The sequence below is a fragment of the Maribacter sp. genome (assembly GCA_020629415.1).
GTDB lineage: Bacteria > Bacteroidota > Bacteroidia > Flavobacteriales > Flavobacteriaceae > Maribacter > Maribacter huludaoensis.
Genome location: JAHDDL010000008.1, coordinates 78593 through 96020, shown reverse-complemented (window position 1 = coordinate 96020; position 17428 = coordinate 78593). Strand labels below are relative to the sequence as shown.

Annotated in this window: 10 protein-coding genes; 8 read left to right on the top strand and 2 right to left on the bottom strand. The window is 35.7% G+C overall.

All coding sequences use genetic code 11. From position 1 onward, the window contains the following. The first annotated feature begins 33 nt into the window (after positions 1 to 33). Positions 34 to 1176 carry a lycopene cyclase family protein gene (locus QZ657_RS05365; protein WP_291965452.1) on the top strand — a complete coding sequence of 381 codons (1143 nt, stop codon included), beginning with the start codon at positions 34 to 36 and terminating at the stop codon, positions 1174 to 1176. Here QZ657_RS05365 and QZ657_RS05360 read toward each other — a convergent pair. Continuing rightward, positions 1173 to 2147: a polyprenyl synthetase family protein gene (locus QZ657_RS05360; RefSeq protein ID WP_291965450.1), complete on the bottom strand. Its 975-nt coding sequence runs from the start codon at positions 2145 to 2147 to the stop codon at positions 1173 to 1175. The genes QZ657_RS05365 and QZ657_RS05360 overlap by 4 nt on opposite strands. Positions 2148 to 2292: 145 nt before the next feature. Next, positions 2293 to 3309: a GntR family transcriptional regulator gene (locus QZ657_RS05355; protein WP_276470353.1), complete on the bottom strand. Its 1017-nt coding sequence runs from the start codon at positions 3307 to 3309 to the stop codon at positions 2293 to 2295. 416 nt (positions 3310 to 3725) lie between these two features. On the opposite strand from QZ657_RS05355, the gene QZ657_RS05350 reads away from it, so the two are divergent. From QZ657_RS05350 to QZ657_RS05320, 7 genes are all read left to right on the top strand, one after another. Beyond that, entirely contained in the window at positions 3726 to 6917 is a 3192-nt protein-coding gene (locus QZ657_RS05350; RefSeq protein ID WP_291965448.1) for a SusC/RagA family TonB-linked outer membrane protein, read from the top strand. Between the two features lie 9 nt (positions 6918 to 6926). After that, positions 6927 to 8804, top strand: coding sequence for a RagB/SusD family nutrient uptake outer membrane protein (locus QZ657_RS05345; protein WP_276470355.1), 1878 nt, complete (start codon positions 6927 to 6929; stop codon positions 8802 to 8804). Positions 8805 to 8871: 67 nt separating this feature from the next. Beyond that, positions 8872 to 12213, top strand: a complete 3342-nt coding sequence (locus QZ657_RS05340; RefSeq protein ID WP_291965446.1) for a VCBS repeat-containing protein — start codon at positions 8872 to 8874, stop codon at positions 12211 to 12213. Positions 12214 to 12227: 14 nt separating this feature from the next. Next, positions 12228 to 13586: a phosphatase PAP2 family protein gene (locus QZ657_RS05335; protein WP_291965444.1), complete on the top strand. Its 1359-nt coding sequence runs from the start codon at positions 12228 to 12230 to the stop codon at positions 13584 to 13586. Beyond that, positions 13576 to 15264 (top strand): CRTAC1 family protein, encoded by a 1689-nt coding sequence (locus QZ657_RS05330; protein WP_291965442.1) that lies wholly within the window; start codon positions 13576 to 13578, stop codon positions 15262 to 15264. Before QZ657_RS05335 ends, QZ657_RS05330 begins: the two co-directional genes overlap by 11 nt. Before the next feature lie 201 nt (positions 15265 to 15465). Next, positions 15466 to 16071 (top strand): TetR/AcrR family transcriptional regulator, encoded by a 606-nt coding sequence (locus QZ657_RS05325; RefSeq protein WP_291965440.1) that lies wholly within the window; start codon positions 15466 to 15468, stop codon positions 16069 to 16071. Then, positions 16072 to 17412 (top strand): TolC family protein, encoded by a 1341-nt coding sequence (locus QZ657_RS05320; protein ID WP_291965438.1) that lies wholly within the window; start codon positions 16072 to 16074, stop codon positions 17410 to 17412. Positions 17413 to 17428 lie beyond the last annotated feature (16 nt).

Here is a 17428-nt window from a genome sequence, read left to right as displayed (position 1 = left end):
GCAGAACAAGATTCTGATTGATGCTTACATACTATGAACGAATACGATTATATTATTATTGGCGCAGGTGCATCTGGTTTATTACTTGCTGATGCCATGTTGAACGATTCGTTTTTTGATCAAAAAAAAATTCTGTTACTTGACAAAAATGCAAAAGACACCAATGATAGAACATGGTGTTTTTGGGAAAAGGGCAATGGTAAGTTTGAAGATATTGTACATAAAAAATGGAATTCTATCCACTTTCAAGGAAAAGATGTTTTAAAGCGAACAGATATAAGTCCGTATACCTATAAAATGATAAGAGGCATTGATTTCTATAATCATTATCTAGGTCGCGTTAAAGAATCGGTTAACATTACCTTTGCTCAAGAAGCTTTAATCAACTTTGAAGAATCTGAAAGCAAAGTAACTGTACATACTGCTAAAAAAACCTATTCTGGAAAGTACATATTCAATAGTCTTTTCGACTATAGAATGGCAACCGGTCAGAAGAAATATCCTGTATTGCAACAGCATTTTGTAGGTTGGGTAATAAAGACCGACAAGCCTATCTTTGATAGTAAGGAAGTTACATATATGGACTTTTCTATTCCACAAAAAGGAAATACACGCTTTATGTATGTACTACCTTATGCCAATAACACGGCGTTAATTGAATATACTTTATTTTCTGAAGAGTTGCTGGATAAAGCGGAATATAATGAAGCGATCAAGCACTACATACAAGAGCGATTTGCATGTGAAACCTATGAAATAATTGAAAAAGAAGCTGGTAGCATACCAATGACAGCCTATGATTTTAGGGAGCACCACACAAATAGGGTCAGATATATTGGTACGGCAGGCGGTTGGGCCAAACCTAGTACTGGATATACTTTAATGAGCACCGCAACTAAAATTCCTAAACTTATAGATTTCTTAAAACAAGAAAAACCACTCAAAAAGTTGAAATTAAAAGGTAAATTTTGGTTTTATGATATGCTATTTTTAGATGTTTTGCATAATAATAATGCAAAAGGGCATACCATATTCGAGTCTATTTTTAAAACTTTAAAACCACAAATGGTATTTAAATTCTTAGATGAAAAAACAAGTTTAAAAGAAGATATTGTTTATATCAATTCCTGTCCTAAAACACCCTTCATAAAAGCCCTGCTCAAAAGGATTTTTTAAACAGTTCTGTTCATTAAATTTTTACCAAATTCTCTTAACAAGTTTTTATTTTCTTCTACAATATCCATCTCCTCAAGAACCTCAAATGCCTTTGCCGTATAATCTGAAATAGCCATTTTAGTTGCATTATCAGCCTCTGTTTTTTCAAAAATTGAACGTACGGCCTTTATTTTAGCGTCTGCTTCTTTTGGTTGAATAGAGTATAAATGTTCTAACTCTTTCACCATCATTTCAGAACCTGAGTTAAGCGCTTTTAAATATAAATATGTCTTCTTATTTTCTATAATATCACCGCCCACTTGCTTACCAAAAGTCTCTGGATCACCAAATACATCTAAATAATCATCTTGTAATTGAAAAGCTATGCCCAGGTTTAGCCCAAAATTATACATTTGCTCTTGTGCCTTTTCAGAGGCACCTGCAACAATGGCACCCATTTTTAAAGCAGCAGCTACAAGAACCGCTGTTTTAAATTCGATCATTTTCAGATATTCCGGCAACATGACATCATCTCTAGTTTCAAAATCAACATCATACTGCTGACCTTCGCAGACCTCTAAGGCCGTTTTACTAAAAAGTTTAGCCAAATCGCGAAAAACATTTGGCTCGTAATTTTCAAATAACTGATAAGCCATAATCAACATAGCATCACCAGAAAGAATACCCGTGTTAATATCCCATTTTTCATGAACGGTAGTCTGCCCTCTACGCACAGGGGCATCATCCATAATATCATCGTGCACCAAAGAAAAATTATGAAATACTTCAATAGCTACAGCAGCATCCAAAGCTTCTTTAAAATCCGCATCAAAAATTTCAGCTGTCATTAAAACCAATACCGGCCTAAGACGTTTCCCCCTTAAACCGAGAATATAAGTAATGGGCTCATAAAGGTTTCTAGGTTCCTTCGTGATTTTTTTTGAGTCCAAATACGCAATAAACTCATCTCTATATTCTTCAATAGTGTGCATTACAAGCAATTTTTTTTCAAAAATAGAATAAATATGATTGAAATAAGGTGATTTAACCACTATAAGAATTAAATGTCAACACCTATATTTTACTCCATTTAAAAAGTATGGATACTTGTGGCTTGAAAAGGGAATTTAAATCTTATTATAAAGAAGCACGTTTAATTAACCTAGAGGGTATAATTACCTGAGTAGTACTCTCATTTTTAATATGTTTTGCAGCCAGCTTTGCCATTTCATTAAAATCCGTAGAAATAGTAGTAATACCTCCAAAAACAATCTCTTTAGAAACATTATCGTTTTGGGAAAGAATACCAATATCTTCACCAATACTTAATTTTTTTCGCACGGCATCACGTAAAATATGCCATAAAATAGTATCGCCTAATGCAAAATAAAGATTGCCTTTAGCGGCAGAACCTATGGTATAATTGTTCTTAACCATTCCGTTAACGGAATGTTCTTTTAAAAATCTTTCAAAGGTATTTTTGATACTTATAGGGGAAAAATCACTTTCCTCATTAAAATAAAGTATAATTTTAGAATACTTTTTTATTTCCGGAAGTAGCTGTACCAATGAAGAGTAGATTACATTTTCAAATTCTTGAGAAATGTATGAAAAAGACTTTCCTAGATTTAAATAACGATCTACTACCAATAATTTTTTAGCTTCAATATTTTGCAATAACTGGGTCACCTTTTCATGCTGTATGGGTGCAATTACATACATACCATATTTACCGTTAATATTGGTGAGTATTGTTTCAAAAACGGTAAGATTATTATGGTGAAAAAAAACATCGATTTGAAATCGTTTACCCATTTCTTTTCTAAATGTTTTGTAAAATTCCTCTTGGTAACTTTGAAAAGCGAACAATAACAAAGCCATTCTTTTGGTGATATTGGTAGCCTGACTTATAACAAAATATCCCTTTAATTGTCTAGACTCAATTAAGCCTCTGTTCTTTAATTCTTCATAAGCCTTAAAGATTGTTTTTCTAGCATATCCAATCTCCTCAACCATAATGTTTATAGAGGGTAGTTGATCACCTACCAATAATTCACCATCTTCAATAGATTCAATGACACCTTGAACCAATTGCTCGTGTTTTGTAAGATTGTTGTTGTGGGTCAGGTTTAAAATTTTACTAATAACCGCCATAAATTCTAGTCAAATTTGCAGCCGTCAATATACAATTTAATAAAAGACATCAAAATTTTGTCAAGGATATATAGTGCTATTGCACATGGCAATTCTACCATAAAGCAAGGAAAATAAGCTTTTTTGAGTATTGAAGAATAATTAACAAAATAAACTAATGATTGTATTTTAATAATATTTTATGATCTAAATCATAATTTGAAAAAATAAGCTATCAAAATTTATTAAATTAACATTTATTTATATATTTGTTTGCAGTAGCATAGTGTATCATAGTCTTTTTATCTCAAAAGCTTCCTGAAGAGATTATAATATCCGTGCCAGCTTAATAACTAACAACTGTAAGAACTAACTTTATGAATTATCAAAAAAACTTTCCTAAGTTTTCCATGATTCGAAATCATGCGAGCTTAACGATGATTTTATTTTTTAGTGGATTTCTTTTTATGAACCTCCACGCACAGACGACCGTGTCCGGAACTGTTACTTCGGCATCGGACAACATGCCGTTACCAGGTGTTTCGGTCATTGATGCAAACAACCCAACGACTGGGGTACAAGCAGATTTTGATGGTAACTTTACCATTACCGTAGATGATGGTAGTACCAGTTTACGATTTAGCTACATTGGTTTTAAGGCAGTGGTGGTACCGGTAAACAATCAAAGTACCATCAACGTATCACTTGAAGAAGATGTTGCCAACCTAGACGAAGTTGTAGTCGTTGGTTACGGTACCCAGAAAAAGGCAACGGTAACAGGTGCGGTAACAGCTGTACAAGGACCTGTACTTGAAAGTTCTCCGGCCATTAGCGTATCTAACTCCCTTGCAGGTAGACTACCGGGTGTTGTAATTGTTCAGACCAGTGGAGAGCCTGGTAATGACGAATCTAACATTAGTATTCGTGGAACGAACACATTGGGTAACAACCAGCCATTAATTGTAATTGACGGTATACCAGATAGAGATGGTGGCATAGGTCGTATTAACCCAGATGATATTGCAAATATCTCTGTACTAAAAGATGCCTCTGCAGCTATTTATGGGGCTAGAGCGGCAAATGGTGCAATTATCGTTACCACTAAAACTGGTAAGCCCGGTAAAATGCAAATCAATTACAAAGCAGATTTTGGTATAACCAGACCAACAAGAACTCCAGAAATGGCTAGTGCTGTAGAGTACCAAACAATTATGAACGAATTGGCGATTTTTAATAGTAACATTCCATCTTCTCAATGGGGAGCGGCAAATACGGCTTTTCAAAACTCTGGAAGTTATACCATTCCAGGAAGCGACCCGGCAGAAACTGTAAATGCGGCATTTAGTCCAGAAACGATTAATAACCATAGAACGAATGCCGATCCATGGTTATACCCAGATACGGATTGGTTTGGCGCTACTTTTCAAGATTGGGCAGAACAACAGAGACACAACTTATCCATAAGCGGAGGTAATGAAGATTTAAAGTACTATGCCTCTATAGGTTATGCAGACCAAGGTGCTATCTATAAAAATTCGGCGAACAGATATCAACAGTATAATTTTAGAATCAATACCGATGCTAGAATTAATGACTATCTATCCACTAAATTAAGTATGGGATATAGAAAGGAAGATAGAACCTTCCCTACTGAAGGTGCAGGTGCTATTTTTAGAATGTTAATGAGAGGTAGACCTAACGAACCTGCAATATGGCCAAATGGCTTACCAGGACCGGATATTGAAAACGGGCAACAGCCAGTGGTCGTTACTACCAATGCTACAGGTTATGACAAACAACCAACCGATTATTTACAATTTACCGGTTCAGTAGACATTACAAACCCGTGGATAGAAGGTTTGAAAATGACTTTATTGGCTGGTGTAGATCAAAGTCAATTACGTAGAAAATTATGGCAGACGCCTTGGACACTTTACTCTCTAGACCGCGCAAACTATATTGCTACCGGGGTACCGGAACTTAGCGGTTCTATACGTTCCAACTTTACGGATGCAAGATTATTACAATCATCTAACAACGTTTTAAATACCAACCTTACCGGTTTATTAAGTTATGACAAAACAATAGGTGATGATCACACTATTAATTTATTGGCAGGTGTAACCCGCGAAAATTTTCAAGGAGAATTTTTCTCGGCTTTTAGAAGAAATTATCTTTCTACAGCAGTTGACCAGCTTGGTGTTGGTGGCGAAATTGCACAGGAAACCGATGGTTTTGGGTATAACAGAACACGTTTGGGTTACTATGGCCGTGCTCAATACAACTTTAAGGAAAAGTATTTAGCTGAGTTTATTTGGAGATATGATGGTTCATATATATTCCCAGGTAACGATCGCTTTGGATTCTTCCCAGGTTTATTGGTTGGTTGGAATATTAATAACGAAGATTGGTTCAATGTAGATTCTATAAGCTATTTAAAGCTTAGAGGTTCTTATGGAGAAATGGGTAATGATCAAGTTTCTTTTGACACAAACGGTGATGGCGAAATTACTGATGACGAATTACAGGAATATGCTTACCAATCTATTTATGAATTTGGTCAATATCCAATTAACGGACAAGTACAGACAACATTGTTCGAAAATCTTTTAGCCAACCCAAGTTTTACCTGGGAGCGTGCCAAAAACTATAATATTGGTTTAGATGGTATTGTACTAGATGGTAAACTAAGTTTCACTTTAGAATACTTCCTGAACAAGCGTGATCAGATACTTATTCAGAAAACTGGTTCTACACCAGGATCTTCTGGTATTTCTACACTACTACCACCTGTGAATGCAGGAAAAGTAAACAATGAAGGTTTTGAATTTGCATTAAACTATTTTGGCGGAAATGTGGACGGATTTAAATGGGATGTTGGTGTTAATGGAGGTTATGCACAGAACACGGTTGAGTTCTTAGACGAAATTCCTGGTGCACCAAGCTACCAATTACAAGAAGGAAAGCCTATTGGTTCCTATTTAGTTTATGAATCTGACGGTGTCTTTATTGACCAGGCTGCCATAGACTCAAATCCACTGGATTACAGTGCCGTTAAGCCTACATTAGAGCCAGGAGACATGAAGTTCAAAGATATTAATGGTGATGGTGCCATTAATGATTTAGATCAAGTTAGGTTAAAGAACAGTATTAATCCTAATTTCAACTTTGGTGTTACTTTCAATGCTTCTTATAAGAATTTTGACCTTTCGGTATTACTGCAGGGAGCAACAGGTGCTAAATTATTCATCCAGACAGAATCTGGTGATATTGGTAACTTCTTAAAATACAGCTTCGATAATAGATGGAGTCCTGATAATCCCAGTAGCGTTCATCCAAGACTTGCAAGTCGTGGAGACACCTATTATACCGGCGGTGATTATGGAAACAACACCTATAATCTTTTTAGTAAAGATTACCTAAGGCTTAAAAATGTTCAATTGGCATATAACTTCCCTTCAGAAATGATTGAGCAATTTGGCTTATCTAATTTTAAAGTATATATGAGCGGTCTAAACTTGGCTACATGGGCAGCGCAAGATATATATGATCCTGAATCGACTAGTAATAATGGTCAGTTTTATCCACAACAGACTATTATCAATACAGGTTTTAGTTTAACATTTTAAAAAAAAATCATGAAAAAAGAAAAATTAATACTTTTAGGATTACTGGCCCTAGCGCTGGTTCCTATTTCGTGTAATGAAGATTTCTTAGAAACGCAGCCATTAGATTCAATTTCGGCAGATGCTACTTGGGCAGATGGGGCGTTGGCACAAGCATTTGTATTTAATGTGTACGGATCCCTCGGCTATGGAGGATTTGAAGAAGAAGGCCTGTCTTCATTAACGGACGAAGCAATGTTTACACACTCCGGTAGAGGAGTCAATGTTATTACAGAAGGTTCTCTTTCCCCATCAGGTACGGGAAATGTGAATATCATTCCACAATGGAACGAGTTATATTCAGCCATTAGAAAAGCGAATATAGCCATACAAGAATTGCCTAACTCGACCTTTGATGACCAGACTCTAAAGGATAGGTTACTAGGAGAGGCTCATTTTTTAAGAGCTTATTACTATCATCAATTAATGCGTTACTATGGTGGAGCCCCATTAATTGACACGCCATATGGACTAGATGATGACTATACTATAGCTAGAGGTACCTATGCCGAAAACGTAACCTTTGTGACCGATGATCTAGACAGGGCTATATCATTGTTAGATGGTAAAGAAGTTACTCCAGGTAGAGCATCTATGCTAGGTGCTATGGGATTAAAATCTAGAGTGCTGACATATGCAGCGAGTGATTTACGCGACGGACCTACTGCGAGCGCTAAATCGGCAACATTGGGTGCATATTCAAATTTAGAACTGGTTGCATATACTTCTGGGGACAGAGATGCAAGATGGAACGCTGCAAAAACTGCTGCCAAGGCTGTTTTAGACGCAACTACCGGTTATAAACTAGATTTAACGGAACCTGCAAGTGCAGAAGAAGCAACACAGACCTACATCTCTATTGCTATGGGAGGTGGAAGTGCCGTTGGTGATGCTGCTGCAAGGTCTGAACTATTGTTTGAAAGAACACACTCACCTTTGTTTACACAAGAAAGTAACTGGCCTTTAGGTGGTATTCACCAAGGAATAAACAACGGACCTAATGGCTACCACAACTGGGCAGGAAATACACCTATTCAACAATTGGTAGACGACTATCAAATGATGGACGGTTCGGATTTCGACTGGAGCAATGAAGAACACGCAGCTGCTCCATATGAGAATAGAGATCCAAGATTGGCCGCTACCATTCTATATGACGGTGCACCTTGGAAACCTAGACCGGATGATGTTGCTTCAATTGATCCTTATGATGAAATACAGACAGGAACATACGCAGACGGTAGCGGTGGAATAATACCTGGTGTGGACATGAGAGATTCGCCCATTGAAAACTGGAACGGAAGTAGAACTGGATATTATGTAAGAAAGTTTATTGATCCAGACCCATCTTTAGTTGATAATCAATCTAGTGCCCAAGTAGTACCTTGGCCGTTTATCAGATATACTGAAATCGTATTGAACTATGTGGAAGCATCTATTGCACTAGGCGATGAAGGCGAAGCTAGAAATTGGTTAAATAAAATTCGTTTTAGAGCCGGTATGCCCGCAATTTCATCTTCAGGTAACGAGCTTTTAGAAGATTACATCAACGAAAGAAGAGTTGAGTTAGCTTATGAAGAGCATAGATACCATGACGCAAGAAGGTGGATGATTGCAGATCAAACACTTGGTAGAGGTATTAAGGTAATGAAAGTTAGTGCAACTTTAAAAGCAGGTGCTACACCAAGGACACCATATAAATATGATCCAACAGTGTATGATTACACCTATACGGTAGTTGACAATAATGATAACGAAACCAGAACTTGGGACGATAAAATGTATTTCATGCCTATTAGTAGAGATGAAATCAATAGAAATAACCTTTTGATTCAGAATCCAGGTTATTAGTTTAGTTTAAATTGAGTTAAATTAAAGATCTATTCCTTTTTGGAATAGATCTTTTACTTTTAAACAAATGACAAAAAATCAAATCTTCTATATCCTTTTAATTTTCCTAATACACCAAAGCTGTACTGAGAAAATTAAAAAAGATGAAACCCCTTCAACAATAAATAAAATTGAAGAACCTACCCTATTCACTCTTTTGTCAGAAGACGAAACGAAAGTAACTTTTCAGAACACTTTAAAAGAAGGATTAAATGCCAACGTATTGGTATATGAATACCTTTATAATGGTGGTGGAATTGCTACAGGAGACTTCAATAATGACGGTCTTCAAGATTTGTATTTCACTTCTAACATGGGTGAAAATAAATTCTATTTAAACCAAGGTGATTTTACATTTAAAGATGTTACTAATACTTCTAAAGTTAGCGGTAGACCTGGACCTTGGAAAACAGGCATTACCTCTGCTGACGTAAACGGAGATGGCAAACTGGACCTCTATCTTTGCTATTCAGGTGCCTTACCAGATGTAAAGCGTAAAAATCAATTGTTCATCAATCAAGGAAACGATGCCAATAACGTACCTATTTTTAAAGAACAAGCAGAAGAGTATGGTCTAGCCAGCGCAGCATTTAGTAATCAAGGATATTTTTTTGATTATGATAAAGATGGTGATTTGGATATGCTTTTACTAAACCATAATCCAAAATCTTTGCCCGTTTTGAACGAAGTAAGCACTAAAAAACTTCTCAATAAAGACGACCCTCTTCAAGGTATACGTCTCTTTGAGCAAAAAAGAAATACGTTTGTTGATGTAACTGTAAATGCCGGCATCAGTGGCTCTGCACTTACCTATGGTTTAGGCATAGGTATAAGCGATATCAATAATGATGGTTGGCAAGATTTCTATATTTCCAATGACTATACAGTTCCTGACTACCTGTACATCAACAATAAAAACGGTACGTTCACTGACAAATTAGGGGAACAAATGGGGCATACAAGCCATTTTTCTATGGGTAACAATATTGCAGATATCAACAATGATGGCCTACAGGATATTTTCACCTTAGACATGCTGCCTAAAGATAATAAGCGTCAAAAACTATTATTGTCACCTGATAATTATGAAAAATTCGATTTAAATATTAGAAGTGGGTTTCACCATCAATACATGAGGAACATGCTTCAGTTGAACAATGGCGATAACACCTTTAGTGAAATTGGACAACTAGCCGGTATTTCAAACACAGATTGGAGTTGGGCTCCCCTCTTTGCAGATTTTGATAATGACGGTTTTAAAGATTTATTTATTTCCAACGGATATTATAGGGATTATACCAATTTAGATTTTATCAATTACATGGATAGTTATGTACAATCTAAAGGTAGGCTACAACGACAAGATGTTTTGGAATTGATAAAAGAAATGCCAGCTTCAAACCTGACCAACTTCTATTACAGCAATAATGATGGACTAAATTTTAGCGATAAAACAGACAAAGCAGGTGTTGACCAACCAGCTAATAGTAACGGTTCAATTTATGTTGACCTGGATAATGATGGTGATTTGGACCTAGTGGTGAACAATATAAACAAACCGGCTTTCATCTATAGAAATGATACTAAAAAAGAAAGCACCCATCAAATAAGTATTCAATTAAAAGGTGCTGATAAAAATACCAACGGTATTGGATCAAAAGTAAGTGTATATAGCAAAGACAAAACTCAAGTTGTAGAACAAATGCCTACTCAAGGCTATCTTTCAACAGTTTCATCTATTTTACATTTTGGGTTTAATGATGTTAGTATTATAGACTCCTTAACGGTTCAATGGAATTCAGGTAAAACTGAAACCTTAAGGGAAGTTGCCACTAATCAATTATTGGTTTTAGAAGAAAGTAATGCTACCAAAACCACTATCTTAAAAGATAAATCTAAACCTTTATTTCGTAAAGTATCTAATGCAATTAATTACGCGCATTCATCATCTTCAATGAATGACTTTAAAAGACAATCATTATTATTAAAGCAATTATCACATTACGGTCCGCCCATGGCTAAGGGTGATATAAATAATGATGGACTAGAAGATATTGTTATTGGAGGCGGTATTGGTCAAGCTACTGCCGTGTATATTCAGAATTCACAAAAAATATTTAATAATAGAACAAGTGCTGATCTTGAACAGGACCAACAATATTCAGATACGGACATATCACTGATCGATATTAACAAGGACGGAAATTTAGATGCATATATTGCTAGTGGTGGTTATCATCATCTGGAACCGAACGATCCTTTACTACAGGACAGAGTTTATTTAGGTGATGGGAAAGGAAATTTTAAAAAACATAAAAATGCCTTACCAAAAATGTTAACCAGCACCGGATCCATAACATTCTCTGATATTAACAATGATTCATATATAGATATTTTTGTGGGAGGCTATAGTATACCGGGGCGTTTTCCTGAAATACCAAGGAGTTATATTCTTATCAATGATAGTACAGGAAAATTTACCGACCATACCGATACAATACAGCCGGAACTGAAAAATGTAGGAATGGTTACCGATGCCGTATGGGCAGATATGGATGGTGACCAACAAGATGATCTGATTGTAGTTGGGGAGTGGATGCCTATCTCTATTTATTTGAACAAAAGTGGGAAATTGATAAATGAAACGCATAATTTTTTCAACGAATCTTTATCCGGTTTGTGGACTAGCCTTCATGTTACCGACCTAAATAAAGATGGCAAACCAGATATTATAGCAGGTAATATTGGTACAAATACGCAATTTAAACTAAGTATTGAAAGACCTGCCGAGCTGTATTATTCCGATTTTGACCATAACGGTTCAATAGACCCTATTTTAAACTTTTATATAGATGGCAAGAGCTATCCGTATGTGACCAGGGACGAGTTACTAGGTCAACTTTCTGGAAAACGCCAAATATTTAATAGCTATAAAAAGTATGCCGAAGCAACCATAAATGATATTCTCGATGAAACTGAACTACAAAAAGCAAAAAAATTGGCTATTACGCATCAAAAAACGACAGTTTTAATGAGCAATAAAAGTGATAGATATAAAAACATATCATTGCCAATACAAGCACAATACTCCCCTATTTCCAGTATTGTTAGTTCAGATTTTAACAATGATGGTATTATGGATTTACTACTTTTAGGAAACAATGATTTTTATAAATTAAGAATTGGAAAATTTGATGCTAATTATGGTACTGTGCTTCTGGGCAAGGCTGATGGCAACTTTAAATACCTACGACAGACACAATCTGGATTATCCATAAAAGGTAGTGATACCCATGCACTACTCATAAATGACGAACTTATATTTACAAGTTACGGTGCAGCAACCGAAACTTATCAACTATTAAAATAGCTTTTTAATTAACCATGACTTTTTTCAGTAAATTAAAATACATAATAACCTTCGTAGCTCTTATTGTACAATTTACATCATGTACTACCAAAGAACAGCCCAAATTAAGCGAAAAGGAAGTTGCCTTAGAGTGGGCCAACATGACTTTGTTCATTACCAGATATACACCGTCAAATTCACCCACTTTTGCTTCTAGGGCATTTGGTTATACGGGCTTAACTATGTACGAAACCACTGTACAAGGTTTTCCTGATTATAAATCAATGGGGGGGCAGTTAACCGGGTTTGATCAACTCCCAATAGCGGATGCCTCTAAAGAATATAATTGGGTACTGGCACTAAATGCCGGACAATCGGAAATTCTAAAAAACATCTATGTACAAACCTCCGAAGAAAATATTCAAAAAATAGATTCATTAGAACAAGTAATTTACGATCAATTTACAATGGATGTTGATCAACAAACAGCAGAACGTTCCGTGGCATTCGGTAAAAAAGTAGCGCAAATCATTTTTGAGTGGTCAAAAACCGATGGCGGACATAGAGGATATTTGAAAAATTTTGATAAGACCATGGTACATCCGGACAGACCTGGCTCTTGGAAACCACCCCTATTTGCACAATCTTTTAGTCATCACCCATTACACCCACACTGGGGTGAAAATAGAACTTTTGCATCTAAAAATAAAGCGATTGAAGACCCAAAAATGATTCCGTATGACACCACGCCTGGTTCAGCGTACTATAAACAATTTGAAAATGTATATCTCAAGGATTTAGAATTGACCCAATTAGAAAAAGAAGCAGCCATTTGGTGGGGAGATGACCCAGATGTAAGCTTTACACCACCAGGACATTCTTATTATTTTGCAACCTTGGCCGTAGAAGGACATGACATATCGCTTATTGAAACTACACAGGTCTATGCACAGGTAGGCATGGCCGTATCGGATGCGTTCGTGAACTGCTGGAAATGGAAATATCAATTTTTTACCGAGAGACCAAATACTTTTATACCAAAATATATAGATGAAGAATGGGAGTCTTTTTGGCCTGACCCACCATTTCCTTCCTTCCCTTCCGGACATGCAATACAAGCGGCTGCCGCAGCAACCGTTTTAGAGCATAATTTTGGAAAAGAATTTACTTTTACGGATAGAGCTCATGAAGGCAGGGAACGTGATGAATTAAAAGAAACCGATTTTGTTATAAGATCTTTTGATAGCTTTTGGGATGCCGCTCAAGAAACGGCAGACTCAAGGTTTTATGGCGGTATACATACGCAATTAGATAACGAAGTAGGATTAGAAAAAGGCGTTGAAATAGCAAAAAACGTTTACGGCCTAGAATGGAAGAAAACAAATGAAAAATAGATTAGCATCACTTACTTTAACGCTAGTATTATTTGTTAACTGCGGCAAGTTTGCCAATGCACAACAAAAATTTGTAGATGTTACCGCCGAAGCTGGTTTGGACCACCAATACGAAGTATACGAAGGAACATTTGGCGGCGGAGTTACCGTTCTTGATTTCAATAAAGACGGATTTGAAGATCTGTATATTACTAGTGGTATAAAATCTGACAGACTGTACCTTAATAATGGTAATGGTACGTTTACGGATGTTTTTAAAGGATCCGGTCTAGAAATAACTAATGAGTATGTAACCCAAGGTGTTATAAGTGCAGATATTAATAAAGATGGATACAGAGATCTGTTCATTACAACCATTACCACTACAGATGGCAAAAATATTATACCAAGAGCTAAAAATTTACTCTTCTTAAATAATGGAGATGCTACATTTAAAGATGTTACTAATGAATACAGCTTAGAGGACTTAAACTCTTTCAGTACAGGACCAAGTTTTGGAGATATAGATGCAGATGGATATCCTGATTTGTTTGTTGGTAATTATTTTCAAGAATTTACCGGTAAACTAGGCATTATAAAAGATGCCACCATAGTAAGTGCCAACCAAACAGCTAGAAGCTACTTACTAAAAAATGAAGGTGGTAAAAGTTTTAAAAATGTATATGATGAATATGGTTTAGGGCACAAAGGTTTTGGTTTTGGCGGTGTTTTCACGGATTATGATAATGACCAAGATCAAGATTTATTGGTAAACCAGGATTTTGGATATAAGGCCGTCCCTAATTTTCTTTATCAAAATGAATATCCAGACAATCATTTTAAGGATGTTAGTGAACAAACCGAAATGGATTTAAAGATAAACGCAATGGGTGCTGCTGTTGGTGATTACAACGGTGACGGGTGGATGGATTATTACATTACAAACATCAAGTTCAACATGCTTATGGAAAACCAAGGTACTGGCAAGCCGTTTGTAGATAAAGCGAAAGAATTAGGTACATATAACCTAGCCATTAGTTGGGGCGCCAATTTTGCAGACTTTGATCATGACGAAGATCTAGATTTATTTGTTTCTAACGGAGATTTGAACCCCAATTGCACGCCTATGGGTAATTTCTATTTTGAGAATAATGATAACACATACACCGAAAAAGGAAGAGAACTAGCTATTAACGATTACGGAATAGGTAGAGGATCGGTAATTTTTGACATGGACAACGATGGTGACATGGATCTTTTGGTCGTTAATCAACAACCTATTTTAAATTACCCAATACCATCTACCACCCGCCTGTTTAGAAATGACATTGCCAATGGTAATTGGCTAAAAGTAGCATTAAAAGGTATTGCTTCTGAAGCTAATGGTATTGGCTCTAGAGTTACGATAGTTGTTGATGGAAAGAGAACTATTAGGGAAATAGATGGCGGTGGATCTAGTCACTTATCACAAAACTCTGTTATTGCGCACTTCGGTTTGGGAACGAATAAAAAAGTAGATTCCGTCATAGTTAATTGGACAGGTGGCAATACTCAAGTATTGACCAATATAGAGGCAAACCAACAACTAGCAATTATTGAGGTCAACAGCCCCAAAAAAAAAGCCTTTACCTTATGGTACATTGTAGGGGGCTCCATCCTTCTCGTTTTATTTTACATTATATATAAAAAGAGAAGATAGCAACTAGCTATATTCTATGTAACGTTTTTAAGTTATAGACCCCATGTCCATATCTTATTCCCACGTATTCTATACATTAGTATCTCCCATGTATTGATGCCATCCTTAATTAGTTCATAAAAACACAGCACATTATTAAATTGTAAAACTTTGGAAACTTTTTAAGTTTCTATAGTTTCCTTATGTATATTTGCAGCTGTTATGAAAGAAAAAATTAGGGAAACAGCTTCACAACTTTTTTTGGAACGCGGTTTTAAGAGTATTACCATGGATGATATTGCCAAAGAAATTGGTATATCAAAAAAAACTATTTACAGCGAATACAGCAACAAAACTTCCCTTGTGGAAGATTGTGTAATGAACAAATTTTGCCACTTAAGTGATGGCATAGATTTAATTATAGCGATGGAGAAGAACGCTATAGAAGAATTATATGAGATCAAAAAATATGTTATGTCTCATTTAAACGACGAAAAAAGCTCTCCGCAATATCAATTGATGAAATATTATCCCAAAATTCATAAAAACCTAAAACTAATGCAATTCGATAAAATGCATAGCTGCGTGTTATTAAATGTAGAACGCGGACTAGAACAGGGTTTATTTAGGGATAACATTGAACCTGAGTTTGTTGCTAGAATATATTTTACCGGCATGAACAGTATAAAAGACCAAAACATTTTTCCTCTAGACCAATTTCCAATAGCCAAACTTATGGACTCGTTTTTAGAATATCACCTAAGAGGAATTGTCACCCCAAAAGGAAAAACCATTTTAAATAACATCATCAATTCAAATCAAGAATAAATGCGAAATCAATTAGTAATATTAATCTTTATTCTAAGTATTAGCTTGGGATATTCACAAGAGCAAACTTCCTCCTTCACCCTAGAGGAAGCTATTACGTATGCCTTAGAGAACAACTATTCGGCCATTAATGCAAATAGGGATATTATAGATGCACAAAAGCAAAAATGGGAAACTATTGCAACCGGTCTACCTCAGATAAATGGATCTGTAGGGTACTCAAACCAATTAAAGCAACCTGTTACGTTATTACCTGCAGAATTAGTTGGTGGCGCAGCAGGGGAATTTATTCCCGTTGTATTCTCTCAACCACAATCAATGACCGCTACCGCTACCCTTACACAACAAATTTTTGACGGTTCCTACATTGTTGGGGTTCAGGCAACAAAAGCTTTCTTAAGCTATAGCGACAACAATAAAGAAAAAACAGAATTAGATGTTAGAAAGCAAGTCGTAGAAGCATACGGCAACGTTCTATTAGCGGAAGAGAGTGTTAAAATTTTAGAGAAAAATAAAGCAACACTAGAAAAAACACTTTATGAAACTACCAAATTATTTGAAAACGGATTAGGAGAAGAAGAAAGTGTAGACCAACTTCAAATTACATTATCATCTGTAGAAAACCGATTACAAAACGCCATTAGACTACAGGAAATTACACTTCAAATGCTCAACGTTAGCTTAGGTTTGGACTTAAACGCACCTACACAGTTAAAAGACAACTTAGAGGACCTTACAGTTTCTAAAATGAACCTTAACATTCTTAGTACAGATTTTAATATTGAAGATAACGTAGATTACAAACTTGCGGAAAATTTAAACGAACAACGTTATTTTGAATGGAAATTAGCTAGAAGCCGTGCATTACCTACATTAAATGCATACATCAATTATGGTAGTGCCGCCTACTCAGAAAATTTTGATTTTTTCAATGGAGACCAACAGTGGTTTGATTCTTCTATACTTGGTCTAGACCTGAATATTCCAATCTTCAGTTCTTTAAAAAGAAGTGCCAGCACACAACGTGCAAAAATTGCATTAGAAAAAGCAAAAACACAATTGACCGAAGCAGAGCAACAAATTAGACTTCAGTTAGAAAATGCCAAGAACAATTTCACCTTGGCCATAGATAACTATGAAACTGCAAAACAAAATCTAATGCTATCTGAACGAATAGAAAACAAGAACCAGATAAAATATAAAGAAGGTTTAGCTACCAGTTTTGAACTAAGACAAGCACAAACACAACTCTATACCACACAACAAGAATTTTTACAATCTATGGTAGAGGTCATCAATAAAAAGACCGAATTAGAAATTATTTTAAATACAAAAGGCTAAATAATCAATCACTAAA

Coding starts and splice junctions, on each gene's coding strand:
- QZ657_RS05345 (WP_276470355.1), top strand. CDS start 6,927: ATGAAAAAAGAAAAATTAATACTTTTAGGATTACTGGCCCTAGCGCTG.
- QZ657_RS05360 (WP_291965450.1), bottom strand. CDS start 2,147: ATGCACACTATTGAAGAATATAGAGATGAGTTTATTGCGTATTTGGAC.
- QZ657_RS05330 (WP_291965442.1), top strand. CDS start 13,576: ATGAAAAATAGATTAGCATCACTTACTTTAACGCTAGTATTATTTGTT.
- QZ657_RS05335 (WP_291965444.1), top strand. CDS start 12,228: ATGACTTTTTTCAGTAAATTAAAATACATAATAACCTTCGTAGCTCTT.
- QZ657_RS05325 (WP_291965440.1), top strand. CDS start 15,466: ATGAAAGAAAAAATTAGGGAAACAGCTTCACAACTTTTTTTGGAACGC.
- QZ657_RS05340 (WP_291965446.1), top strand. CDS start 8,872: ATGACAAAAAATCAAATCTTCTATATCCTTTTAATTTTCCTAATACAC.
- QZ657_RS05365 (WP_291965452.1), top strand. CDS start 34: ATGAACGAATACGATTATATTATTATTGGCGCAGGTGCATCTGGTTTA.
- QZ657_RS05350 (WP_291965448.1), top strand. CDS start 3,726: ATGATTTTATTTTTTAGTGGATTTCTTTTTATGAACCTCCACGCACAG.
- QZ657_RS05320 (WP_291965438.1), top strand. CDS start 16,072: ATGCGAAATCAATTAGTAATATTAATCTTTATTCTAAGTATTAGCTTG.
- QZ657_RS05355 (WP_276470353.1), bottom strand. CDS start 3,309: ATGGCGGTTATTAGTAAAATTTTAAACCTGACCCACAACAACAATCTT.